The 24,238-nt window shown below is 71.0% G+C and carries 22 protein-coding genes; 11 read left to right on the forward strand and 11 right to left on the reverse strand.

Going from position 1 to position 24,238, the window contains the following annotated elements; translation table 11 throughout:
* Positions 1-119: 119 nt before the first annotated feature.
* Together ABTZ94_RS04265 and ABTZ94_RS04270 are read right to left on the reverse strand one after the other, a co-directional pair.
* Positions 120-431, reverse strand: a complete 312-nt coding sequence (locus tag ABTZ94_RS04265; RefSeq protein WP_351197318.1) for a hypothetical protein — start codon at positions 429-431, stop codon at positions 120-122.
* Entirely contained in the window at positions 428-757 is a 330-nt protein-coding gene (locus ABTZ94_RS04270) for a hypothetical protein (RefSeq protein ID WP_351197320.1), read from the reverse strand. The genes ABTZ94_RS04265 and ABTZ94_RS04270 overlap by 4 nt, the downstream gene beginning before the upstream one ends.
* A gap of 139 nt (positions 758-896) precedes the next feature.
* Here ABTZ94_RS04270 and ABTZ94_RS04275 point away from each other — a divergent pair, with 139 nt between their 5' ends.
* Positions 897-1,721, forward strand: a complete 825-nt coding sequence (locus ABTZ94_RS04275; RefSeq protein ID WP_351197322.1) for a helix-turn-helix domain-containing protein — start codon at positions 897-899, stop codon at positions 1,719-1,721.
* A complete protein-coding gene (locus ABTZ94_RS04280; RefSeq protein ID WP_351197449.1) occupies positions 1,708-1,932 on the forward strand; it encodes a DUF397 domain-containing protein in 225 nt (74 codons plus the stop codon). Before ABTZ94_RS04275 ends, ABTZ94_RS04280 begins: the two co-directional genes overlap by 14 nt.
* A 53-nt stretch (positions 1,933-1,985) precedes the next feature.
* Here ABTZ94_RS04280 and ABTZ94_RS04285 read toward each other — a convergent pair whose 3' ends face one another.
* The 6 genes from ABTZ94_RS04285 to ABTZ94_RS04310 form a co-directional block, all read right to left on the reverse strand.
* The gene (locus ABTZ94_RS04285) at positions 1,986-2,684 is read right to left on the reverse strand and encodes an HNH endonuclease (protein ID WP_351197324.1); all 699 of its coding nucleotides are present in this window, start codon (positions 2,682-2,684) and stop codon (positions 1,986-1,988) included.
* A gap of 44 nt (positions 2,685-2,728) precedes the next feature.
* On the reverse strand, positions 2,729-4,111 hold the full coding sequence (locus tag ABTZ94_RS04290; RefSeq protein WP_351197326.1) for an AAA family ATPase: 1,383 nt from the start codon (positions 4,109-4,111) through the stop codon (positions 2,729-2,731).
* A gap of 235 nt (positions 4,112-4,346) precedes the next feature.
* Positions 4,347-4,769: a hypothetical protein gene (locus ABTZ94_RS04295; RefSeq protein WP_351197328.1), complete on the reverse strand. Its 423-nt coding sequence runs from the start codon at positions 4,767-4,769 to the stop codon at positions 4,347-4,349.
* Positions 4,770-5,313: 544 nt separating this feature from the next.
* The gene (locus ABTZ94_RS04300) at positions 5,314-6,141 is read right to left on the reverse strand and encodes a sugar phosphate isomerase/epimerase family protein (RefSeq protein WP_351197330.1); all 828 of its coding nucleotides are present in this window, start codon (positions 6,139-6,141) and stop codon (positions 5,314-5,316) included.
* The gene (locus tag ABTZ94_RS04305; protein ID WP_351197332.1) at positions 6,138-7,283 is read right to left on the reverse strand and encodes a dihydrodipicolinate synthase family protein; all 1,146 of its coding nucleotides are present in this window, start codon (positions 7,281-7,283) and stop codon (positions 6,138-6,140) included. Before ABTZ94_RS04305 ends, ABTZ94_RS04300 begins: the two co-directional genes overlap by 4 nt.
* Before the next feature lie 38 nt (positions 7,284-7,321).
* Entirely contained in the window at positions 7,322-8,473 is a 1,152-nt protein-coding gene (locus tag ABTZ94_RS04310; protein ID WP_351197334.1) for a Gfo/Idh/MocA family protein, read from the reverse strand.
* Positions 8,474-8,610: 137 nt separating this feature from the next.
* Here ABTZ94_RS04310 and ABTZ94_RS04315 point away from each other — a divergent pair, with 137 nt between their 5' ends.
* The 6 genes from ABTZ94_RS04315 (at position 8,611) to ABTZ94_RS04340 (ending at position 17,433) form a co-directional block, all read left to right on the forward strand.
* Positions 8,611-9,678 (forward strand): LacI family DNA-binding transcriptional regulator, encoded by a 1,068-nt coding sequence (locus ABTZ94_RS04315; protein WP_351197336.1) that lies wholly within the window; start codon positions 8,611-8,613, stop codon positions 9,676-9,678.
* A 236-nt stretch (positions 9,679-9,914) separates the two neighbouring features.
* Complete coding sequence (locus tag ABTZ94_RS04320; protein ID WP_351197338.1) at positions 9,915-12,953, forward strand: type 2 lanthipeptide synthetase LanM family protein; 3,039 nt, start codon at positions 9,915-9,917, stop codon at positions 12,951-12,953.
* 261 nt (positions 12,954-13,214) lie between these two features.
* Complete coding sequence (locus tag ABTZ94_RS04325; protein ID WP_351197340.1) at positions 13,215-13,403, forward strand: hypothetical protein; 189 nt, start codon at positions 13,215-13,217, stop codon at positions 13,401-13,403.
* A gap of 70 nt (positions 13,404-13,473) precedes the next feature.
* The gene (locus ABTZ94_RS04330; RefSeq protein ID WP_351197342.1) at positions 13,474-16,392 is read left to right on the forward strand and encodes an ATP-binding protein; all 2,919 of its coding nucleotides are present in this window, start codon (positions 13,474-13,476) and stop codon (positions 16,390-16,392) included.
* 37 nt (positions 16,393-16,429) lie between these two features.
* Positions 16,430-16,648, forward strand: coding sequence for a hypothetical protein (locus ABTZ94_RS04335; RefSeq protein ID WP_351197344.1), 219 nt, complete (start codon positions 16,430-16,432; stop codon positions 16,646-16,648).
* Positions 16,645-17,433 carry a sugar phosphate isomerase/epimerase family protein gene (locus tag ABTZ94_RS04340; protein ID WP_351197346.1) on the forward strand — a complete coding sequence of 263 codons (789 nt, stop codon included), beginning with the start codon at positions 16,645-16,647 and terminating at the stop codon, positions 17,431-17,433. The genes ABTZ94_RS04335 and ABTZ94_RS04340 overlap by 4 nt, the downstream gene beginning before the upstream one ends.
* 39 nt (positions 17,434-17,472) lie before the next feature.
* On the opposite strand, the gene ABTZ94_RS04345 is transcribed toward ABTZ94_RS04340, so the two are convergent.
* Positions 17,473-18,396 (reverse strand): EamA family transporter, encoded by a 924-nt coding sequence (locus ABTZ94_RS04345; RefSeq protein ID WP_351197348.1) that lies wholly within the window; start codon positions 18,394-18,396, stop codon positions 17,473-17,475.
* Between the two features lie 101 nt (positions 18,397-18,497).
* Here ABTZ94_RS04345 and ABTZ94_RS04350 point away from each other — a divergent pair, with 101 nt between their 5' ends.
* Both ABTZ94_RS04350 and ABTZ94_RS04355 read left to right on the forward strand, forming a co-directional pair.
* Positions 18,498-19,406 carry a LysR family transcriptional regulator gene (locus ABTZ94_RS04350; protein ID WP_351197350.1) on the forward strand — a complete coding sequence of 303 codons (909 nt, stop codon included), beginning with the start codon at positions 18,498-18,500 and terminating at the stop codon, positions 19,404-19,406.
* Between the two features lie 157 nt (positions 19,407-19,563).
* Positions 19,564-21,429 carry a glycoside hydrolase family 3 protein gene (locus tag ABTZ94_RS04355; protein WP_351197352.1) on the forward strand — a complete coding sequence of 622 codons (1,866 nt, stop codon included), beginning with the start codon at positions 19,564-19,566 and terminating at the stop codon, positions 21,427-21,429.
* Positions 21,430-21,547: 118 nt separating this feature from the next.
* Here the strand turns inward: ABTZ94_RS04355 and ABTZ94_RS04360 are convergent, their stop codons facing one another.
* Positions 21,548-23,017, reverse strand: coding sequence for a S28 family serine protease (locus tag ABTZ94_RS04360; RefSeq protein WP_351197354.1), 1,470 nt, complete (start codon positions 23,015-23,017; stop codon positions 21,548-21,550).
* 99 nt (positions 23,018-23,116) lie between these two features.
* On the reverse strand, positions 23,117-23,584 hold the full coding sequence (locus ABTZ94_RS04365; protein ID WP_502967173.1) for a hypothetical protein: 468 nt from the start codon (positions 23,582-23,584) through the stop codon (positions 23,117-23,119).
* A gap of 148 nt (positions 23,585-23,732) precedes the next feature.
* On the opposite strand from ABTZ94_RS04365, the gene ABTZ94_RS04370 reads away from it, so the two are divergent.
* The gene (locus tag ABTZ94_RS04370) at positions 23,733-24,230 is read left to right on the forward strand and encodes a hypothetical protein (RefSeq protein ID WP_351197356.1); all 498 of its coding nucleotides are present in this window, start codon (positions 23,733-23,735) and stop codon (positions 24,228-24,230) included.
* The last annotated feature ends 8 nt before the right edge of the window (positions 24,231-24,238 follow it).

Below are 24,238 nucleotides of genomic sequence, written 5' to 3' on the forward strand. Positions count from 1 at the left end.
CTGGGCGCGTGCAGCTGCAAGGCGGAGGATTGAGCCAACGCGGAGCGTTGGTGATTGACGACAACGCGGCAGATGCGCGTGCCCAGCCCCGCGACGCTGCCCCCCATTTGCCGGTCGGTCTAAGGGTGCTCTCCACCCCTGTCGCCCAGTCGCATGGCCCGGCTGTCGGCGATCCGTTTCACATCCCGCAGGGACTCGGTCAGCCGACTGGCGAGGGAATGGAGTTCGACGTTCCCGGTCGTGCGGTCCGCCAGGAGTGCGGCGGCGTGGCCGAGCAGGTCCTCCGCCATGCCGAGCTGCACGACCTCGATGGTGTCCGCGACCCGCGACACATGGCCTGACCCGTCCGTCAGGACGTAGCAGGGCTTGCCCTGCTCCCCCGTCCATGGCAGAAGCCGGAAGTGTCCGGGCTCACGCTCCTCCACGCTCATGCCACTGCCCCCACTCGTCGCAGGAGCCGGGGGTCGATGTCCACCCCGTGCACGGCGATCCGCAGCTCGCCCTGCCGAACGCGTCGCCGCCGCACCTCGGTCACCCATCGCTCGTGCGCCTCGATGTACGGGCGGACCAGCGGACTGTCCTCCCCACGCGGCGGGCGCTCCCCGGTGCGGTGAACCGTGGGACCGGCCACGTACGCGCAGGAGTACGGATAGACGTGTACGGGAAGCGAGGTAGGCCGGCCCCGCATCCCAGGCCGGAGCCTAAGCCGTACCAACCGCATCAGCGGCTCGGCGAGTCGGTGGACCAGATGTCTCATGTCGGCGCGCTCTCCCTCTGCTACCCCCACGAACGGATGCGTTCTGTGGCGAACTCATCACAGAGTGGGGTCGCGCGTGGCTACGCTCCAGAGGTTCGGGCTTGACAGCCCGCCGGTCAGACAAGGGAGTTGGGGCTGCATGGCGATGAACCGGAAGCCGCGTACGCCGAGGGAGAAGTACGGGGAGGAGCTGAGGCTACGGCGGACGGCGGCGGGGCTGACCCAGGAGGCACTGGGCGATCAGGTGGTGTGCTCGCCGACGCTGATCAGTCATTACGAGGCGGGGCGGCGGCTGCCGAACCCTGATGACGCACAGCGGGTCGACCGCGCACTCCAGACGGACGGATTCTTCGCCCGGTGGCTGGAGGACCTGGAGACGAAGTATGCCGATCACTTCGCCGTGATGGCGGAGTTGGAGCGGCAGGCCACACTGATCCAGCAGTTCGCGCTCTCTCTGGTGCCCGGCCTGCTCCAGACGGACGGCTACGCGCGTGCGCTCTTCCGCGCGTACCGGCCGAACCACCGGCAGGAGGACCTTGACAGAGACGTCGTCATCCGGACCGAGCGTGCCCACATCCTCGACGGCCCGTTGAACCCTGTCCTGTGGACCATGCTGGACGAGGCCGTGCTCAGGCGTCAGGTCGGTGGGCCGCAGGTCATGGCGGAACAGCTGCGCAAGATCGCGGACATGGCCGAGGCCGGGCGACTGCGGCTGCATGTGCTGCCGTTCGGTGTGGGGGCGCACTCGCTTCAGGAGAGCCTGCTGTCGCTGATGGGCTTCGAGGACGCCGGACCTGTGGCTTATGTCGAGGGCTTCTTGACAGGGCATCTGATGGACGATCCGGCTCTGGTGAAGGCCAGCAGGACGGCCTACGATCTTGCCTTGAGCGATGCGATGTCGCACCAGGAATCAGTGGCCCTTGTGCGGGCAGCAGCGGAGGAACATGAACATGGTCAGCGGTAAGCACAGCGTCTCCGACTCGTCCACACTCACCGGATGGTTCAAGTCCAGCTACAGCGGTGGCGGTCAGGGCGAGTGCCTTGAGGTCGCCGACGGCTACGCCGAGGTCCCCGTCCGCGACAGCAAGACACCGAGCGGCCCCGCGCTCGTCTTCTCCGCCGACGGCTGGTCGTCGTTCGTCACGGCGGTCAAGGGCGACCACATCGCGGTCTGACGCGCTCCGTGCCTCGCAACCGATCGACCTGGGCGAACGGGTGCGAGGCATTGTCACGCTCCCCCGAGAAACCCTTCACGCACGGACGGATCGCATAGCAACTCCAACACATCGTCCTCGCCGTCGAAAAGGCTCTCGGCGACAGGGAGGGCGGACTGGTGGAACATCGCGGCCAGTACATCCGCCAACGGGCGGTCCCAGGCGATGCGGACCACGTCCCGCGCCTTGTTGTACTGCCTCTTGTGCGTGGCATTCCGCCACTGGGTGAGAAAAAGGCCCGCAGTCCGGTATGCATCAAGACGCCCCTTGAGCAGTGAGCCACGGTTGAGCCCGAACACATCGATGCTGGCGGTTCCTTGAGGACTCAGCGCCTCGTACCGCCCCACGCCCAGGATCAAGTGAAGGTGCTCCAGCGGGTCCTCGATCGTCGGATCCAGAAGCAGCGGGCGCCCGCCCTCATCGCGCGGAAAGATGTGCCGCTTGTAATGGCTGTTGCAGAGAGAACAGGCCAGCAGGTGGTTCGGCCACGCGAACGTGCGTAACGGAGCCAGGGTGAGCGGCTCGAAGTGGTCGATGTCCGTGCCCTGGTTGTCGCCGCAGTACATGCAGCGCTCATGTCCGGGCGCCATCTGTACCAGTACGGATATGAGGGCCGGGTGGACGTGTCGGCGCACGGTGGTGTGATTCCAGAGATAGCGGGCCTTGTCAGTCGGCCTCTCGGCCTCCCGGATGTCATCGGTGTGCGCGTCCATGCGAGTGACCGTGTCCGGCGACAGGCCGAGACGCTGAAGACGGATCACTCCTGCCCCTCACCCTCGTCGTCGGCGAGGTCCTTGAGACGGGCGGACATCTCGTCAAGGCGGGCTGTGGGAGAGCTGGTGAGCAGGCGCTTGAGTTCGCGGTGCCGGTCGAGTGCGTCGTCGTCCGCGCGCCCGCGCAGGATGTCCATCTCCAGGGCCACCAGTTCGCCGCGCTTCCGCTCCGCCTGCTCGGAGTACGGGGTGTCCAGCCCGAAGAGGTCGGAGAGGACCGCGTCGTCACCACTGCCGTAGACCACACGCTCATGCAAGTCCTCGGAAACGACCTCAGGCACGGCACACTCGTCCACGCCCGGCAGGCGGATCAGACCACCAGGGTCGGCGGCCTGGCAAATGTAGGGGCTGTGGGTCGTAACGATGAACTGGATGTGAGGAAAGTGCGAGGTCAGCCACGGCCCGATGCGCCGCTGCCAGGAAACGTGGAGGTGGGCGTCGATCTCGTCAATCATCACGACGCCCGGTACGTGGAGGGGACTCGGCCCGTCTCCATTCGCAGCGAACGCCTCGTCGCCGAAGGCGTCGTGGATCTGCTTCAACAGATCCACCACCAGCGCCGCCACGGTACGGAATCCGTCACTCATCTCCCGCAAAGGGAACCGGTGTCCGTCGCGTGTGACCCACAGCCCCTCGGAGTCCACCTCCTCGACGCGGTATCCGTCCGGGAGGAGCCCGTCTCCCAGGATGGAGAGCGCCGCCTCCTTGAGAGCCGCAGCGCCCTCCCGGCCTTCGAGCGCACGCAGATGCTGCTCGATCAGCCAGGCGACCCCTTCGGCCAGTGAGGCGTCCTCGTGGAATAGGCTCGCCTGCCGGGCCACCGGCCCCGAGGCCAGCATCAGCCGCTGCACCTCACCCGAGCCTCCCGCCATCCGTCGGAACGGCCCGTACGCGGCGCAGAACCAGCCCACCGGGTTGTCTGCCCACGGTCCGCGGTGGGCGGGGCTGGCACTCCTGAGCCCCGGAGCGTCCCTGATGTCGGTCAGCGTTGGCTGAGCGCTCCTGCGTCCCCCGACGCCTTCGGCAGGGGCGACCCATGTCAGTCCCATCTGGAATTTGTTCTGGGTGCGCCCGGGGGCCGTGAACTTGTCGAAGGTCGTATCGGCGACAACCTCCGCACTGGCAGTGCCAAAGTCCTCCCCGCGCGTGATCCAGTTCTCGAAGCTCTGGACCAGGCCACGGGTCGGCACCGGCCCGCTCAGCGCCAGAGCCAGCGCCCGCAACAGGGTCGTCTTGCCCGCGCCGTTACGGCCTGCAAGAACCGTCCAGCCGGCGTGCGAGCCGTCCGGGCGAGTCAGTGTCAGGTCGACAATGCGCGGAAAGTGGAACGACTTGATGTTCTCGACGTACACGCGGGAGACGTACATGAATGACGGTTCCGTCCGGTGCGGGAGAGGGGGACTATTCCTGTTCCGCGTCGGCCGGGACCTCGCCGCCCAGCGCCTCGGCGATCGCGGCGAATTCGCTGAGCGCGGCCTGCAGGTCCGGGACGATCTCGGCGGCGATCACCTCGGGCGGAAACGCCGACCATCAATGAAGACGCGCTGGGCGGATCACATCGGGAGCTTGATCCCAGGTCAAGATGACCGAGTTCACAGAACATCACGAGACGTTATGGCCAGGCTCTTCCGCCGCCGGAACCAAGGACATCTTCACCAGTTCTCCGGCCCTGCTGAGCAAGAGATCGGGGACGTCTTCCTCGTAGAAGCGGATCTGCCCGATCACCCCCTCGGTGCCGGAGTTCCAGGCGAGCCGCTCCACCAGCGAGTCAAGCTCCGGAATGAGTTCGGCGTGCACCTCCTGGCGTGCCGTCAGGGACCAGCCGTCAGCCGTCCCGGCCAACTCACCGACCTGAACGCCGCCGATGCGCGCAGCGGGCCCGCGCGCCGCCAGCAGGGGATACGTGCCGGTCGGGGCATCCTCTCCGTCCTCGATACCGAGGTGCCATCGCAGATCGGCGAGCACGGCGCCCGGTGCGGAGGCCCGGATGTCCAAGGCGAAGTCCACGACGTACACGTCACTCATATCGACAGCCTAACCCGGCATGACTGGGAGCCGATGGACCTGCACATGCCCTTGCCGCCCCGACGTCCCGCCCCTCAAGCCGAGCTGGGGCACGCTGTCGGAGTTTTCGGAGAGTGGCATCCGAACGGCGCACTCGCCGCTGAGCAGGTCTTCGCCGCGTACGGGTTCACCATGTTGGTGGTTCGCCGGTAAGCCGAGGCCGACAGGCCCACGCGGAATCGGCGCAAGGCCGAGGAATGAACTCTTCGGTGATCGAGTCACCGGACTCGCTCCGTCCTCGCTCAAGAAGACGTGCCCCTGCGCCGCCCCAAAGCGCCATGCTTTGGGGCGGCCGAGAAGCGGGGCGGGACTTCGCGAGACGGTCCCGACAGCACGAAACGGGGCCCGGTCAAAAGACCGGACCCCCCTCGCTTTCCCCCCGTCAGGGCTTCCCGATTCCCCCCGGATCCCTCCCCGGAAGCGCCCGACGAGAGATACGACTCGACAGAGTGCCGAACGGTTGCACGCCTTGACGATCTCTTTACCCTGGTGGCAAAAAGCCTTCTCAGCAGGCGTGTCCGGCGTACCGGGACGCGACCTCCGCCAGGACTTCCGCGCCGTCGCGGGCCCAGAGGTCCTCGTTGAAGATCTCCACCTCGATGGGGCCGTCGAAGCCGGTGGCCTCGACCATCGAACGGAACGCGCGGAAGTCCACAGCCCCGTCGCCGAGTTGGCCCCGGCCGACCAGGACGCCCGCCGGAAGCGGGGTGATCCAGTCCGCCAGCTGGAAGGAGTGGATACGGCCGCCCACCCCGGCCCTCGCGATCTGGGCGGGCGCCTGGTCGTCCCACCAGATGTGGTACGTGTCGACGACCACCCCGACCTGGTCGGCGGGGAAGTGTTCCGCGATGTCCAGGGCCTGGGACAGGGTGGAGACGACGCAGCGGTCCGAGGCGAACATCGGGTGCAGCGGTTCGATCGCGAGACGTACGCCGCGCTCGGCCGCGTACGGGGCCAACTCGGCCAGGGCGTCCGCGATGCGTTCCCTGGCGCCGTGCAGGTCCTTGCTGCCCGCCGGGAGCCCGCCGGAGACAAGGACCAGGGTGTCGGTGGACAGGGCCGCCGCCTCGTCGAGTGCGGCACGGTTGTCGTCCAGGGCGCGGGCCCGTTCCGCCGGGTCGAGGGCGGTGAAGAAGCCACCACGGCAGAGGCTGGTGACGGTCAGTCCGGAGTCGGCGAGCAGTCGGGCGGTGCGCTCGATGCCGTACTCCTGGACGGGGGCCCGCCACAGGCCGACCTTGTCGACGCCCGCCTTGACGCAGCCCTCCGCCAGCTCGGGCAGCGACCACTGCTTGATGGTCTCCTGGTTGATGGAGAGACGGCCGTCGCTCATCGGGTGCCTCCGTTGACCGTGAGCAGGGCGCGCATCCGGGACTCGGCCAGCTCCGGGTCGGGGAACAGGCCCAGTCGGTCCGCGAGTTCGTACGCCTTTGCCAGATGCGGCAGCGAGCGTGCGGACTGGAGGCCGCCGACCATGGTGAAGTGGTCCTGGTGGCCGGCCAGCCAGGCGAGGAGGACCACGCCCGTCTTGTAGAAGCGGGTGGGCGTCTGGAAGAGGTGACGGGACAACTCGACCGTGGGGTCGAGGAGGTCGCGGAAGCCCTGGACGTCACCGGTGTCCAGGACGCGTACCGCGTGCGCGGCCAGCGGGCCCAGCGGGTCGAAGATGCCGAGCAGGGCGTGGCTGAAGCCCCGGTCGTCGCCCGCGATCAGCTCGGGGTAGTTGAAGTCGTCGCCGGTGTAGCAGCGGACCCCGCCGGGGAGGCGGCGGCGGACGTCGATCTCGCGTTCGGCGTCCAGGAGCGAGATCTTGATGCCGTCGACCTTGTCCGGGTGCTCGGCGATGACCTTCAGGAAGGTGTCGGTGGCGGCGTCGAGATCCGAGGAGCCCCAGTAGCCCTCCAGCGCCGGGTCGAACATCGGGCCGAGCCAGTGCAGGACGACCGGCTCCGAGGCCTGGCGCAGGAGGTGCGCGTAGGTCTCCAGGTAGTCCTCGGGGCCCTTTGCCGCGGCGGCCAGCGCGCGGGAGGCCATCAGGATGGCCTGGGCGCCGCTCTCCTCGACGAGGGTGAGCTGTTCCTCGTACGCGGCCCGCACCTCCGCGAGCGAGGCGGGTTTGGCGGGGAGCTGGTCGGTGCCCACGCCGCAGGCGATGCTGCCGTCGACGGCCTTCGCCTCGGCGGCGGAGCGGCGGATCAGTTCGGCCGCGCCCGCCCAGTCCAGGCCCATGCCGCGCTGGGCGGTGTCCATGGCTTCGGCGACGCCGAGGCCGTGCGACCAGAGGTGGCGGCGGAAGGCCAGGGTGGCGTCCCAGTCGACGGCCGCGGGGTCGTCGGGGCTGATGTCGGCGTACGGGTCGGCGACGACATGGGCGGCGGAGAAGACCGTACGGGAAGCGAGCGGGGTACCGGCCGGCGCGAGGTCGAGCGGGGTGGTGCGGGGTTCGTACGGGCCCTGCGGGAGGTGGATGGTCACTCAGATCAGCTCCGATGCGCCGTACGCGAGGTGGACCGTCACAGCGTCAGCTCCGGTACGTCGAAGCGGCGGCCCTCGGCGGAGGACTTCAGGCCCAGCTCGGCGAGCTGCACGCCACGGGCACCGGCCATCAGGTCCCAGGTGTACGGCTCGTCGAGCACGATGTGGCGCAGGAAGAGCTCCCACTGGGCCTTGAAGCCGTTGTCGAAGACGGCATTGTCGGGGACTTCCTGCCACTGGTCGCGGAACGACTCGGTGACCGGGAGGTCGGGGTTCCAGACCGGCTTGGGGGTGGCCGAGCGGTGCTGGACACGGCAGTTACGGAGTCCGGCGACGGCGGAGCCGTGGGTTCCGTCGACCTGGAACTCGACGAGCTCGTCGCGGTTGACACGTACCGTCCAGGAGGAGTTGATCTGCGCGACGGCGCCGCCCTCCAGCTGGAAGATGCCGTACGCGGCGTCGTCGGCGGTGGCGGCGTACGGCTTGCCTCGCTCGTCCCAGCGCTGCGGGATGTGCGTCTGGACGTGCGCCTGGACGGTGGAGACCCGGCCGAACAGCTCGTGGAGCACGTACTCCCAGTGCGGGAACATGTCGACGACGATGCCGCCGCCGTCCTCGGCGCGGTAGTTCCAGGACGGGCGCTGGGCCTCCTGCCAGTCGCCCTCGAAGACCCAGTAGCCGAACTCGCCGCGTACGGAGAGGATCTCGCCGAAGAAGCCGCCGTCGATGAGGCGCTTCAGCTTCAGCAGACCCGGCAGGAAGATCTTGTCCTGGACGACGCCGTGCTTGATCCCGGCGTCGCGGGCCAGTCGGGCCAGCTCCAGGGCGCCCTCGACGTCCGTGGCGGTGGGCTTCTCGGTGTAGATGTGCTTGCCCGCGGCGATCGCCTTCTTGATCGCCTCGACGCGGGCAGAGGTGACCTGGGCGTCGAAGTAGATGTCGATGGTGTCGTCCGCGAGGACCGCGTCGAGGTCGGTCGACCACTCGGTCAGACCGTGCCGCGCGGCGAGCTCCTCCAGGGCGTGGGCGCGGCGGCCGACCAGAACGGGCTCGGGCCACAGCATGTCGCCGTCGCCGAGATCGAGGCCGCCCTGCTCGCGGATCGCGAGGATCGAGCGCACCAGGTGCTGCCGGTATCCCATGCGACCCGTGACGCCGTTCATGGCGATGCGCACTGTCCTGCGTGTCACGAAAGTTCCTCCGTACATCCGTAGCAAGCGCTTTCTATCGGTGATGACGCTAGCCTGCCGACAGCGGCCCGGACAAGAGGGGGCACGCGGTCGGTCATACTCCTCTCCCACTCCTCGTCACTCCTCGGAGGAAAGCGATGACAGTCACCCTGGCGGATGTGGCGGCCCGCGCCCGGGTGTCCTCGGCCACCGTCTCCCGCGTGCTGAACGGCAACTACCCGGTGGCCGCATCCACCCGGGAACGGGTCCTGCGCGCGGTGGACGACCTGGACTATGTGCTCAACGGGCCCGCGAGTTCACTCGCGGCGGCCACGTCCGACCTGATCGGCATCCTGGTCAACGACATCGCCGACCCGTTCTTCGGGATCATGGCGGGGGCGGCGCAGACCGAGATCGGCGGGCCCGGGGACGGTTCGGGCCGGGCGGGCGGCGAGAAGCTCGCCGTCGTCTGCAACACCGGCGGCTCCCCCGAGCGCGAACTCACCTATCTCACCCTGCTCCAGCGCCAGCGCGCCGCGGCCGTCGTGCTGACCGGTGGCGCCGTGGAGGACCCGGCGCACCAGGCGGCGACGTCCGCCAAGCTGGCGAAGCTCGCGGACGCGGGCACCCGGGTGGTGCTGTGCGGCCGGCCCCCGCTGCCGGACAGCGAGGCGATCGTGGCGGCGCTGGCCTTCGACAACCGGGGCGGGGGGCGTCGCCTCACCGAGCATCTGCTCTCGCTCGGCCACCGGCGGATCGGCTACGTCGCGGGCCCGCTGGAGCGGACGACGACCCGCCACCGCCTCGAGGGCCACCGCGACGCGATGAATGCGGCGGGCCTCGTCGGCGACGAGGAGCGCCTCACGGTCCACGGCCCCTACGACCGCCGTTCCGGCTACGACGCCACCCTCGAACTCCTGTGCCGCGAACCGGAGATGACGGCCGTCGTCGCCGCCAACGACACGGTGGCACTGGGCGCGAGTGCGGCGATCCGGGACCGTGGTCTTCGCATCCCCGAGGACATCTCGGTGGCGGGCTTCGACGATCTGCCGTTCTCGGTGGACGCGGTTCCGGCGCTGACGACCGTACGTCTGCCGCTCTTCGAGGCGGGCGCGCGGGCGGGCCGGCTGGCGATGGGCAAGGAGACACCGCCGCCGGGAGGCATCGCGACGATCGCGGCTGAGCTGATGGTGCGGGGGTCGACGGCGCCGCCGCGGGGGCAGTAGGCCGTGTCCGCAGGGCGCCCGGGTGGGTCCGGCGCGCTCCGCTCGCGGGTACGTCCGGGTGTGGCCGCTTCGGGCCCTGGCTCCGGCCTCCGACCGGGGGCGTGCGGGCCCGTGCCGGTTCCCGTTCGGGCCACGGGCAGAAAGATGGGGGCGTTGCCCCCATGTCCTCGGAAGGCGTCGCCGGAAGTATGGGGCGTGGCGGACCGGTGGTGCCGGCGCCGGACCGAGGAGGTGCGATGGCGGAGATTCATGCGGGCGGCGGCGAACGGCTGGGCGCCCCTTCCGCGTCACGTCCGGCCGCGGCAGCGGGTTCCTCCGCCGATGCGGTCGGCCTGCTGGAAGCCGAGCGGCCGGCGGCGGACGGGGCCTTTTGGGCCGACGGTCCCTGGTGGCGGCCGGCGCTGACCGGTGACGCGCTGCCCGAACGTGCTCCGGACTGGGCGGTGTTCGTCCAGGACGCGATTTCCGCCGCGCCCGAGCAGACGGTGATCGGCGACCGGGAGGGCCTGCCGGGGCTGAGCGGATTCGAAGGTGTCCTCGCCCCGTTCACCGCCTGCGCGACGCGGCGGATGCAGGACGGTCTGCCGCGGCGGCTGAGCCGGTTCGTCGACCTGGACGCCGTACACGACGACTTCGAGCGCCACCTGTCCCGGCGGCTCGCGCGGCTCGCCGCCCGGACCCTGGTCCTGGAGCTGCACATGGCGCGACGGGACGGGCGGCTGGCCGGGGACGGTCCCCAGGACCGGTTCACCGACTTCCTGCGGCTGACCGGCGCCCGATCCGGACTGACCGCGCTCTGCACCACGTACCCCGTACTGGCCCGGATCCTGGCACGTACCGCGCTCGACGCCGCCGCCGCGCTGACCGAGATGCTGGTCCGGTTCGCCGCGGACCGGCCGGTGCTGCCGGGCGTCCACGCGTCCCGGGGTGAAGAGGCCTGGGACGGCCGGCTGGTGGGGGTCGAGCCCGGTGCCGGGGACGGCCACCGGGGCGGGCGGACCGTGATGCTGCTCCGGTTCGAGGACGGCGCCCGGCTGGTCTACAAGCCGCGCCCGCTCGCCGCCCACGGGCACTTCAACGAACTGGTCCAGTGGTTCAACGCGCTGCCCGGCACTCCCGGACTCCGTACGCTCGCCCTGCTGGACCGGGGCCCGTACGGCTGGGTGGAGTTCGTCGCGGAACGGCCCTGCCGCTCGGCCCGTCAGGTCGAGACCTTCTACCGGCGCCAGGGCGCACTACTGGCCCTACTGCATGCGCTGGACGGCACCGACCTGCACCACGAGAACCTGATCGCGGACGGGGAGTACCCGGTACTCGTCGACGTCGAGACGCTGTTCCACCCGCCGCTGCCCACCGCGGGTTCGGACGATCCGGCGGCCCGCGCCCTGCACGACTCGGTGCACCGGGTGGGACTGCTGCCGCAGCTGCTCGTCGGGGACGAGACGGCGCTCGACATGTCCGGGATCGGCGGTGGACAGGCGGCCGACTCCCCGGTGCGCAGCGTCGACTGGGCCGACGCGGGGACCGACCGGATGCGGCTGGTGCGCCGGACGGCCCGGTTCGGCGGGTCGGCGAACCGGCCCCGGCTGACCAAAACGCCCGCCGACCCGTCCGCCTTCACCCGCGCACTGTGCGCCGGATTCCGCGCCGGATACACCGCGATCAAGGAGGCCCGCGCCGAACTCATCCGCACCGGCGGGCTGTTGGACCGGTTCGCGCACGACGAGGTGCGGGTGGTGGCGCGGCCCACCTGGATCTACGCATCGCTCCTGGACGAGTCCACGCACCCGGACCTGATGAAGGACGCCGCCGAACGGCACGAGGTGCTCGCGCTGCTGGGCACCGACACCCTGGGAGCCGCCGCGCTGCCCGGCCTCCTGGACGAGGAGATCGCCCAGCTCTGGTCGGGCGACGTGCCCCTGTTCACCGCCCTGCCCGAACGCACCGACCTGTGGAGCGGGACCGGCCGGCTGCTGCCCGGCACGCTCACTCGGACGGGGCTGTCCCTGGCCCGGGCGAAGCTGGCGGCCATGGACACGGTGGACCGCCAGGACCAGGAACGGATCATCCGCGCCGCGATGGTGACCACCTCGCGCGAGCCCGCCCACGAGTCCCGTCCCGGCCCGCGCCGGGTCCGTACGGCCGCGACCGCACCGGAGCCGGAGCAACTGCTCGCGGCGGCCCGGTCGGTCGGGGACGAGCTGGTGTCCCAGGCCTACTCCGGGCCCACCCGGCTGAACTGGATCGGCCTGGAGCTGCTCGACGAGCACTACTGGCGGCTGGGACCGATGGCCGCCGACCTGGCGGGCGGCTACACCGGCACAGCGTTCTTCCTCGCCCAGCTCGCCGCGCTCACCGGGGCGGACCGGTACGCCACGACTGCCCGGGACGCGCTGGCGCCCCTCGCCGGGCTGCTGGACGTGCTGCACTCACGCCCGGACGATCTGGGCCCGGTGGGCTCGGGTGCGTTCGCCGGGCTCGGCGGGATCGCGTACGCACTGGCCCAGGTCGCGGACACGCTGGACGACCCGCGCCTCGGTGAACTGGTGCTGCCCGCACTGCGGTTGACCGGTGCGGCAGCCGTCGCCGAGAGCGAGTACGGAGTGCGCGGGGGTACGGCCGGCGGGCTGGCGGGTCTGCTCGCCGGGTACCGGACCACCGGACGGGCCGACGTGTGGCGTGCGGCGGAACGCTGCGCCGGGCTGCTGCGCGCGGCACCGCTGCCGGACACACCGGGATTCGCCGACGGGTCCGCCGGGATCGGCTGGGCGCTGCTGCGCTTCGCCGAGGCGGGCGGCGGCGAGCCGTACCGTGCCTCGGGGCTCGCCGCACTGCGGGCCGCGACCGGCGCCGTGGACCGCGACATCTCCTGGTGCCGGGGCCGGACGGGCGTGGCGCTGGCCGTGCTGGACAGCCCGGCGGCGCAGGCCGACCCACTGCTGGCCGCCTGGGCGCGCGAGGTGGCGGCGGACATCGCACGGGCCGAACCGCCGCGGGACGACAGCCTGTGCCACGGCGAACTCGGCGTCCTCGAACTGCTGCGCCGCGGCGAACCGTCGAGTGCCCGCACCCGCTGGGTGGAGCGGGCCGGGGCGCTGCTCGCGGCGTCCGACCGGGCGAAGCCGCGCTGCGGAACACCCGGCCAGGTGCCGCATCCGGGGCTGCTGACCGGGCTCGCGGGGATCGGGCACGGGCTGCTGCGGGCCGGATTCCCCGACCGGGTGCCGTCGGTGCTGCTGCTCGCCGGACCCACCGTGCCGGTCGCGCCCGGCTGAGCGGTCGCGGGACGGGGAGAGGGCGGGAACGGGAACGGGAACGAGGGCAAAAGCGGGAGCCGGCGCCCACACGCCGCTCACCCATCACCGCCCGCCCCTACGCCTGCGCGCCTCGCACGCACCACCCGCGCCTCACCCCGTACGCCCGCACCGCTCACGCACCACCCGCACCTCACCCCGTACCGCTCAGGCACCACCGCGTCGTACACGTCCCATCGCACCGCTCACGCAATGACAACCTCCCACGAGAAGAGGCAGACCATGCAGACCACCGAAGCTTCCTCCTTCTGCGCCAACGAGTTCGACAACGCAGCCGACGAGCACCCCGTCGGCGGGATCGCCCTGGGTGCGGGCGGCAGACTCGGATTGCGCAGCAGAATCCTCGGCGCCACGGACAGCAACACCGACCCCACCTCGGACCTGCCGTGGACCACCATGACCTGGGTCTGAGTCAATTCCTTTTCAATTCAAGCGATTTGTTGCGCTGACCGGTGGGTAGTGGTTCGGGTAGCCTGCGTCCATGCGTGCCACTTCGTCGGTAATTGTCGGGCGTGTCACTGAGACCGGCCTGTTGAGCAACGCCCTGGACACCGCGGCGCGGCGTTCAGGGCGTGCGGTCTTCTTCGTCGGGGACGCGGGCATCGGCAAATCCCGGCTGGCCGGTGAGTGCGCCTACCGGGCGTACGAGCGGGGCATGCCGGTGCTGCGCGGCAGAGCCACGTCGACCGGGCTCGTGGTGCCGTTCCGCCCGCTGATCGAGGCGCTGTCCTCGCGGTTCCGGGCGGCCGGGACGCCGACCGACCCGGAGCTGGACCCGTACCGTCCGGCGCTGGCCCGGCTGGTGCCGGAGTGGCGCCGGGGTTCCTCCCCCGGCTATCCGGAGACGGTGGTCGAGCTGGCCGAGGCACTGCTGCGGCTGCTGTCGGTGCTCGGCCAGGAGCACGGCTGCGTGATCCTGCTGGAGGACCTGCACGACTCCGACACCGAGACGATCGCGGTGGTGGAGTATGTCATCGACAACGTGGCGGACCTGCCGGTACTGCTGCTGGGGACGTTGCGTCCGGAGCCCGGCGCCGCACTCGACCTGGTGCGCTCGGCGGAACAGCGGCAGGTCGCCACCGTGCGCGAGCTGGCACCGCTCGGTGACGCGGACGTGCGGGAGATGACCGCCTCATGTCTGGAGGCCGCCCCGGACGAGGTGCCGCAGGCCACCCACGACCGGCTGGTCGGCCGGGCGGGCGGCAATCCGTACCTGGTCGAGGTGCTGCTCGCCGATCTGCTCGACTCCGGCCAGCTGCGCCGGGCCGGCGACCGGTGGGAGGAGCACGCCAACCCGGACGCGTCGGTGCCGACCGGGGTGGTGCGCAGTTGGTCGCGGCGGCTGGACCGGTTCGACGAACCGGTGCGCGAGCTGCTCCTGTGCGCGGCCACGATGGGCAGCCGGTTCTCGGTCACCGTGCTCCAGACCGTCACCGGGTTCGACGACCGTACGCTCTTCAGCCATCTGCGCTCCGCCGTGGAGGCGAACATCATCGCCCCCGACGGGGCGGACCCCGACCGCTACACCTTCCGGCACGCGCTGACCGCCGAGGCCCTGGTGGCCTCGCTGGCACCGGCGGAGCGGGCCGCGACGGCCCGCCGCGCGGCCCTGTCCTTGGCTGCAACTGAGCGTGAACTCGGTGACGAGCAGCGGCAGTTGATGGCCACGTTGCAACTGGCCGGGGGCGACCGGCACGGCGCCGCCCGCCAGTTCGCCGACGTCGGCCGCCGGATACTGGCCGCGGGAGCGTCCGGTTCCGCCGTCATCCTGCTGGAACGGGCCCGCTCGCTCGCCCACGAGAGCGATCTGCGGAGCATCACGGAGTCGCTCGCCATCTCCCATGCCGAGGCCGGTGAGCTCGACACGGCCCTGGCGCTGACCGCGGAGCTTCCCCCGGTGCCGCCACGCTCCGACGCCTCGGATCAGCGCGGCGAGACCCACATCCGGATCGCCTGGGCGGCCGTGATGGCGGAGCGTGTGGACGAGGCGGCCGGGCAGATCCGGACCGCGCGGAGCATGCTCGGTACGGCCATCCGCCCCGAGCTGGAGGCGGCGCTCGACTTGGTGGACGGTCATCTGGCCCTGCTGCCCGGTCACGCGGGCCACGGGCAGCAGGAGTGCGCGCAGGACGCCGCTCGCCGGGCCGCCGCCGTCGCGGAGGAGCGGAACCTTCCCGTGGTCGCCTGCCAGGCCTGGCAGTTGTTGGCGCTGCTCTCCCGGGAGCGCGGCTTCGACGAGGCCGACGCGTGCCTGGAGCGGATGCTCGCGGTCTCCGAGCAGCACGCCCTGCCGGTGTGGCGGGTGGAGGCGCTGGTCCGGCTCGGCGCCAACACGTTCATGCGCACCGGTGACCCGGCCCGGCTGGAGACGGCCCGGACCGCCGCCCAGTCGCTGGGCGCGCTGGTGCCGACGCAGACCGTGGACGGGCTGCTCGCCATGAACGCGGTGATGCGGGGCGAGTGGGACAGGGCGCACGAGATCATCGAGCGGTCGGTGGCCGCCAGCGCGCGGGTCCGCAATCTGGGGGCGCACCGCTATCTGCTGCTGGCCTCGGCGACGCTCGCCGCGCACCGGGGCCGAAGACGGGACCTGGACCGGGCGATGGTCCGGTTCCGCCGGGCGGGCGGCGAGGAGTCCTTGCTCGTCCCGCTGCAACTGGGGCTCTGCCGTGCCTTCGCGGCGCTGCTGGAGGAGGACCGCGAGGGCGCGCTGGCCGACCTGGACGCCTCGCTGGCCTGGGAGCGCGAGCACCCCAGTTTCTTCTATCTGAGCGGGCGTTACGGTCTGCGTCCGCTGTTGCGGATACTCGACGGCCGGGGCGGCCGGGCGGAGCTCGACGCGATACTGGGGAGCCCCGGCGCGGACCTGGCCTGGAACCAGCTGTTCCTGCGACTGGCCGAGGGCGTCCTGCACGGCCGTGCGGGCGATGCGGACCGGGCCGTACGGTCGGTCCGGGCAGCCGTCACCGACGCCGCCGCCTTTCCGCTCGCCCGCCATCTGGGGCTGCGGCTGGTCGCCGGCGCGGCACTCACCGAGAAGTGGGGCGAGCCGGTGAGCTGGCTGCGGGCGTCGGAGGAGTACTTCTACGGGGCGGGCATCCAGCCGGTCGCCGCCGCGTGCCGGGCGGCGCTGAGGCAGGCGGGGGCCAGCGTCGGGCAGCACCGGGGCGGCTGGGACCGTATCCCGGCCCTGCTGCGGACGAGCGGGGTGACGCCGCGCGAGTACGAGGTCTTCGTGCTGCTGGCGGAGCGGCCGGGCAACCAGCAGATCGCCCGGCAGCTGTCCATATCGCCGCGCACGGTGGAGAAGCACATGGCGAGTCTGCTGAACAAGACGGGGCGGGCGGATCGCGCGGCACTCTGCGAGTTCTCCGCCGAGTGCGCGGCCGAACGGGACTGACGCGGGGCCGGGTGCGGCGGTTCGGGGCCGGCCCGCGGTGTTCCCGTCGGTCGCCCGGCAGGCCGCCGCGGCGTTGCGGGTGGTGGCGTACGCCCCGGCCGACGCCGGTGCGCCGGTGTCGGGCGAGCGGCTGGGGCCCCGGCAGCGGGCGGATGCGCTGAGGCTGCTGGATAGTCTGGAACAGGTGCTTCCGGGAGCCCTGCTGAGGCCGGGCCGGAAGGGCGGCCGGACGACGACGGAAGGACCACGCACGTGAAGCTCGCTTTCTCGACCCTCGGAGTCCCGGGGATGCCGGTCGCCGATGTCGTCCGGCTCGCCGCCGGGCACGGCTATCAGGGGGTGGAGCTGCGCGCCCACCCCGAGGAGCCGGTGCACCCGGGCCTCTCGGCGCCCGAACGGGCCGCCGTCGTCGAGGAGTTCCAGAAGAGCGGCGTCGAGATCCTGACTGTCGCCGGGTATGTCCGGGCCGCCGCCGAGGGCGACGACGCGCCCATGCTGGAGGAGCTGGCCGAACTGGTGGACCTGGCGCACGACCTGGGCGCGCGGAACGTCCGGGTCTTCCCGGGCGGCGGCGGCCAGGACCCCGCCGCGGCCGACGCGACCGCCGCCCGGCGGCTGGCCGCCGCCGCCCCGCACGCCGCCGACAAGGGCGTACGCATCCTGCTGGAAACCCATGACTCGCACCGGGCCGGCGTCGATGTGGCCCGGATCGTCGGGACGGTCGGGCACGAGCAGGTCGGCGCGCTGTGGGACATCATGCACACCTGGCTGGCGGGCGAGGAGCCGGCCGCGAGCCATGCGGTGCTGGCCCCGCACCTGGGATACGTACAGGTGAAGGACATCGCGTCGGCCAAGGACACCGAGCCGTTGGCACTGGGGGCCGGGGTGCTGCCGCTGGGGGCCTGTCTGGACACGCTGGACCCGGACAGCTGGGTCTGCTGGGAGTACGAGAAGCGCTGGCACCCGGGGGCGGCGGAGCTGCCGGAAATGCTGGCCGCCGGGCGGGACCGCCTACTACGCCTGGGCTCGCCCAAGGAGTAGGCGGCACAAAGTGTCCGAGCCGTGCGCGGCACGGCTCGATCAGGCGGCCCGCGCCACCTCCGGCTCCGCCCCCGGCTGCGGGGCGTCCGGTGCCGGGGTGCGCGGCCGCCGCGCCCCCGCCAGCGAGGTGAGGGCCACCCCGCCGACCAGCAGCGCCGCCGCGCACCACCGCAGCGGGCTCACCGACTCGCCCAGCAGCAGCGCGGCCGACGACATCCCGAAGACCGGGACGAGCAGGGTGAACGGAGCCACCGACGAGGCCGGGTGGTGGCGCAGCAGGAAGCCCCAGGCGCCGAAGCCGAAGACGGTGGTGATCCAGGCGACGTAGACGATGATCCCGACGCCGCTCCAGTCGAGCGCGGCCAGCGCGTCGGCGTCGCGGTCCCAGCCCTCGAAGAGGAGGGAGAGACCGAGCAGCGGGAGCACGGGCACGGTCGAGACCCAGACCATGAAGTTGAGCGAGTCGGGCGGGGCGGCCTTGCGGGTCAGTACGTTGGACACGCCCCAGCAGGCCGCCGCCGCGATCACCAGGACGAAGGCGAGTACGGGACCGCTCGCGCCCTCGTCGACCGCGGCCACCCCGATGCCCGCGAGGGCCACTCCCATCCCCAACACCCTTGTTCGGCCCGGCCGTTCACCAAGCGCCAGCGCCGCGAAGAGGGCCGTGAAGACCGCCTGGACCTGGAGCACGAGGGAGGAGAGACCGGCTGGCATTCCGCGGTCCATGCCGATGAAGAGCAGCCCGAACTTCGCCACTCCGAGGACGAGCCCGACACCCACGATCCACTTCCACGCGACCGTGGGCCGGCCGACGAAGAAGACCGCGGGCAGCGCGGCGACCAGGAAGCGCAGGGCGGAGAAGAGCAGCGGCGGGAAGTGCCCGAGGCCGACCTCGATGACGACGAAATTGACACCCCAGACGGCGGCAACCAGGGCGGCCAGGGCGATGTGGAGGGGACGCATGCACCGAGGATCGCCCGCATCGACCATGTAGCACCAGCGCGGATTTCTTCATGGTGAAATTGAGCGTTGCTAACGAATCGCCCTACAACCAGGAGGTTTTGGTGCTCGATCTGTCCCGGCTGCGCGCACTGCACGCCATCTCCGTCCATGGCTCCGTCGCGGGCGCCGCCGGCGCGCTCGGTTACACCCCGTCGGCGGTCTCGCAGCAGATCACCAAGCTGGAGCGGGAGACCCGTACAACCCTCCTCGAACGTCGCGGGCGCGGTGTCGCACTGACCGAGGAGGCGCTTCATCTGGCCGAGACGGCCCAGCAGTTGCTGGCGATCGTGGAGCGCGCGGAGACGTCACTGGAGGAGCGCAGGGGGCTGCCCACGGGGCGGCTGTCGATCGGCGCGTTCGCGTCCGCGGCGCGCGGGCTGCTGCCCGGCGTGCTGGCCGAGCTGGACCGGGACCATCCCGCCCTGGACGTCCGGTTGACCGAGGTCGATCCGCACCTCTCGGTCGACCTGGTGGCCAAGGGCGTGATCGATCTGGCGGTCGCGCACGACTGGGACATAGCCCCGTTGCCCGCCCCGGAGGGGGTGGCGCAGGCGGTGATCGGTGACGACCTGTGCGATCTGCTGGTGCCCGAAGGCCATCGGCTCGCCGGGCGGGACGGGGTGCGGCGCGAGGAGCTGGCGAAGGAGCGGTGGATCTGCCAGCCGCCGGGGATGGTCTGCCACGACTGGCTCGTACGAACGCTGCGCGCGGCGGGTCACGAGCCCGACATCCGGCACCAGGCGGTGGAGAACCACACCCAACTGGCCCTGCTCGCCGCCGGTCTCGGAGTCGCGATGATCCCGCGACTGGGACGAGGGCCGCTGCCGGCGGGGGTCGTGGCGGTGCCGCTCGATCCCGTACCGGTGCGCCGGCTGTACGCGCTGTGGCGCACGGAGGCGGCCCGGCGGCCCGCGATCACGGCGGCGGTGTCGGCACTCCAGGCACACGGGGCCGCGGTGGGGCTGAGGTAGGGGCCTGGCGCCGCGACCTCACGCGCCGCGTCCTCGACCACCGGACAGGCTCAAAACGGTCCGGACCCTTGACCGGAAGTTATTTTCTGGATATCCGTGCTCCTTGGCAGTTTCTTTCACCACCCCCTCGTCCCCGAGTACGGCCGAAGGAGCTCACGTGCACCACCGCACCTCCAGACGCACCCTCCTCACTGCTACCGCCGCGACCGCCGCAGTCGCCGTCACGGGCGGAGTCGTCGCCCCCGGCGCCGTCGCCGCCCAGAGGTCCGCGAGCAGCGGGCACAGCAGCGGGCACCACACCTCAGCCGCCACCACCGAGCGCCTCCAGCGGCTCATCTCCCGGATGACCCTGGAGGAGAAGGTCGGGCAGCTCTTCGTGATGCGGGTGTACGGGCACTCCGCCACCGAGCCCGACCAGGCCGACATCGACGCCAACATGGCGGAGATCGGGGTCCGTAGCGCCGCCGAGATGATCGCCAAGTACCACGTCGGCGGGATCATCTACTTCGCCTGGGCGCACAACACCCGCGACCCGCACCAGATCGCCGGCCTCTCCAACGGCATCCAGCGCGCCGGTCTCGCCGGCCCCACCCCCCTGCCGCTCCTCGTCTCCACCGACCAGGAGCACGGCATCGTCTGCCGCGTCGGCGAACCCGCCACCCTGATGCCGGGCGCGATGGCGCTGGGCGCCGGCGGTTCGCGCTCCGACGCCCGCCGGGCCGGGCAGATCGCGGGCGCCGAACTGGCCGCACTCGGCATCAACCAGAACTACGCCCCGGACGCCGACGTCAACGTCAACCCGGCCAACCCGGTGATCGGCGTACGCTCCTTCGGCTCCGACCCGCAGTCCGTGGCCGGGATGGTCGCCGCCCAGGTGAAGGGGTATCAGAGCAGCGGTATCGCCTCGACGGCCAAGCACTTCCCGGGCCACGGCGACACCAACACCGACAGCCACACCGGTCTGCCCGTCATCCTCCACACCCGGGAGCAGTGGGCAAAGCTCGACGAGCCGCCGTTCCGGGCCGCGATCGCCGCGGGCATCGACTCGATCATGACCGCGCACATCGTGGTCCCGGCGCTGGACCCGGCCGGGGACCCGGCGACGCTGTCCCACCCGATCCTCACCGGCATCCTGCGCGAGGAGCTCGGCTACGACGGTGTCGTGGTCACCGACTCGCTCGGCATGGAGGGCGTACGGACGAAGTACGGCGACGACCGCGTGCCGGTCCTCGCGCTTCAGGCGGGCGTCGACCAGCTGCTCAACCCGCCGAGCCTCGACGTCTCCTGGAACGCCGTCCTGGAGGCCGTGAAGAACGGTGAGATCAGCGAGGCCAGGATCGACGAATCGATCCTGCGCATCCTGCGGCTGAAGACGAAACTCGGGCTGTTCGACGACCCGTTCGTCAGCCGGGCGGGGGTGGACCGTACCGTCGGGACGCGGGCCCATCTCGCCGCCGCCGACCGGATCGCCGAGCGCACGACAACACTGCTCGCCAACGACGGCGCGGTGCTGCCGCTCTCCCGCCGCTCCCACAAGAACCTGCTCGTGGTCGGCGCCGACCCGGCCTCCCCGTCCGGCACCACCGGACCGCCGACCACCACCCTGGCCACCGCCTTCGGCGAACTGGGGTACGCGGCGACCGCGCTGTCCACCGGCACCGCCCCCACCAAGGCGAAGATCGACGAGGCGGTGGCAGCCGCGCGGGGCAAGGACGCGGTGATCGTGGGGACGTACAACGTCTCGGCGACCAGCTCGCAGCGCACCCTGGTGAGCGCGCTGGCGGCGACCGGCATCCCGGTGATCACGGTCGCGATCCGCAATCCGTACGACATCGCCCGGCTGTCCGGGACCGGGTTCGCGGCGAACCTGGCCACGTACTCCTGGACCGATGTCGAACTGCGGGCCGCCGCCCGGGTGATCGCGGGCCGCGCCGAACCGCAGGGCACCCTGCCGGTGCCGGTGCAGCGCGCGGACGATCCGACGCAAGTGCTGCACCCGGTCGGTTACGGGCTGACGTATTAGACCTACCGGCACATGGGGGGTGTGCGACGCCGCCTCCCATCTGCCGGTCGGTCTCCGCCCCCGGAAAGCGGGAAGGGGCTGCGCAGGCGCACAGCCCCTTCCCCGGCCCGAGGACCGCTTACGGCCGCAGCCCGTGCCCGTTCGTCACGTCCCGCTTGTCGAGCCGCTCGTCGAACTTCGCGAGCGGCTTCGCCTTCGCCGGGTCGTCCTGCACGGCGGCCGGGGCAACGCCCGCCCAGCGCAGGATGGCCGCGGTGGCCTTCGCCTTGTCGTCGTCGGCGAGCCCGGCCACGTTGGAGCCGTGATTGCCGCCCGCCACGGTCATGACATAGCTGTCACGGGCGCCCGCACCGAGCCTGAAGCGCTCCGCGCCCCACGGGTCGTTCTGCCCGTACACGTACAGCATGTGGTTGGCGTGGCGCTTCACCCAGCTGTCGACATCGCGCATCACCGACGGCTGGAACTTCATCGGGATGGAGCGCGGCACGAAGGTGCGCGGCGGCTGGTATCCGTACCGGCTCAGATTGCCGAGCCACGGCTGCTCTATGTCGGGCGAACCGAGCTGGGTGCCCGCCTGGTAGTAGTACGGCGTGTACTTTTCCAGGCCCTGGTCCGCGTAGGCGGAGAAGCCCGAGATCGAGTCGATGGAGTCCCAGATCGCCTGGTCGGGTGCGGTCTTGGCGTCGGCCGGGATGGAGTCGCAGTCGGACAGCAGGCTGTACTGCCAGAATGTCCAGACGTAGTCCATGACGACGGCTTCGTACGCCTTGTCGAGCGAGCCGACGGTGTTGAAGGTGTAGCCCTTCCCGACGGCGTACTCCTGGTACTTCTTCTCCAGCGGCTCGCGGCGGATCAGCGCCTCGCGCTGCACGCCCTCCAGCCGGTCGCGGCACTCCTTGGTGCCGACGTTCTCGAAGAACCGGTCGTACGCCGAGTCCTCCTTGTTGACCACGTCGTTGGGCGCGACATACGCGACGACGCCGTCCATGTCCTTGGGGTAGAAGCGCTCGAAGTACGTGGCGGTCATGCCGCCCTTGGAGCCGCCGGTGGTCAGCCAGTTCTTGGTGTAGATCTGCTTCAGCGCGGTGAAGACACGGTGCTGGTCGCTGGCGGCCTGCCAGATGTCGAGCTTGGACCAGTCGGCGGGCGCCGGACGGGACGGGGTGAAGAACCGGTACTCCAGGGAGACCTGGTTGCCGTCGACTATTCGGGTCGGCTCGGAGCGGCCGGGGTTCGTGGAGACGTTGTAGCCACTGGTGTAGAAGACCGTCGGGCGGGACGCGTCTTTGTGCAGCAGGGTGATGCGCTGCTGGAACGTGCCCTTGGACGGGTCCCGGTGATCGATCGGCTGGGTGTAGTTGAGGACGAAGTAGCGGTAGCCCTCGACCGGCTTCTCCTCGATGAGACTCATTCCCGGGATGGCCAGGATGCGGTCCTTGATGTCCGTGCTCGTGCCGCTGTCACTGCCGGCCGTGCTCCGGAACGCGGTCGGTTCCGCGGCGGTGGCCGCCCCGGCCGAAGCACCCGTCGCACTCACTGTGCCGATGAGCACCGCGAGCGACAGGAACCCTCTGAGCGCCTTGCGCATGCACCCTCCCCTTGATTCACAACAGACGTCGTGAACCTAGCGGGGCAACACCGCTGCCGCCAGACCCTGGTGGCACGGAGCGAAGACGAGCCGCCGCCGTCAGCAGAGAGTCCAGCCCGTGGTGCCGGACTTTCCCGAGATCGTGGCCGTGGCCCGGACGCACCGGTTCAGCGCGTGGACCGTCACCGGGCCGGCCTGTTTGGCGTATGTGCCGCTGTCGACGACGGGGCTGCCGCCGCGCGCCTGGATGAGCACGGACATCTTGCGGCGCGGGCCCGGCTTCTTCGCGACCGCGACCGCGCAGGCGTAGGAGCGGCTCTTGTAGACGCGCAGCTCGCCGGTCTTGAACTTGACCGTCTCCGCGGGGCGCCCGGCGCACACCGTTGCGGCGTCGGCGCTGTTCACCGCACCGCCGCTGAGCACCAGACCGACGGCGGCCACCAGCGGCAGGACGAAAAGACGCACAAGCATCCGGCGCCCCCGGCCGCTTCCGCCCGCGCCGACCGCGGTCTTTCCAACCTCTCCGGTCCCTCTGATCACCAGCAGCCCCATCATCCGATCGAACACTTACGCCTTTGTTCGGCACATGCGCGTACGTGCGTACGACGCAAAAGGCCATCCGAAGGTTGCGTCCGGCGCACTCCGCCTCCGGGGCAACCGAATCGCCACAGCATGGCTCCAACAGGACAAAGCCACACGAAAGGCAGGAACTGCCATGCTCCAACTCCGCAACTCACAGGGCCCCCGAGGCCGGCACGCCATCGGCCGGACACTGCTCGCCACCGCTCTCCTCACCGCCGTCGCCGCGGTACCGGCCGCTGCGACGGCCCCGCAGGCCCCGGCGGCCCCGGCGCCGGTACGCAGCGACGCCGTCACCCCGGCGTACCAGCAGGTTGCCCACTTCTACGGCGCCTACATCGATGCCGTCACGGCGCAGGGCGGCGGCAGGCTCGCCACCGCCCTGAGGACGTTCTACCTGACGCCCCACCTGCGCACCCAGCTGAAGGCCTGGGAGAAGCACCACCACGCCGACGGTGTGCTCCGCGCCCAGAGCACCCCGCTCGCCTTCCGGGTCACCTCCGGCGACAGCGGCGCGGGCCACACCTGGTCGAAGGTGCGGCTCACCTGGAGCAACGGCAAGCACCCCACATACTCGTATCTGACCGTGCGGTCGGACCTCCGGACCGGCAAGATCTCCGGCATCGGCGAGTGAACCGGTGG

The sequence above is a fragment of the Streptomyces sp. NPDC002785 genome, assembly GCF_040295565.1.
GTDB lineage: Bacteria > Actinomycetota > Actinomycetes > Streptomycetales > Streptomycetaceae > Streptomyces.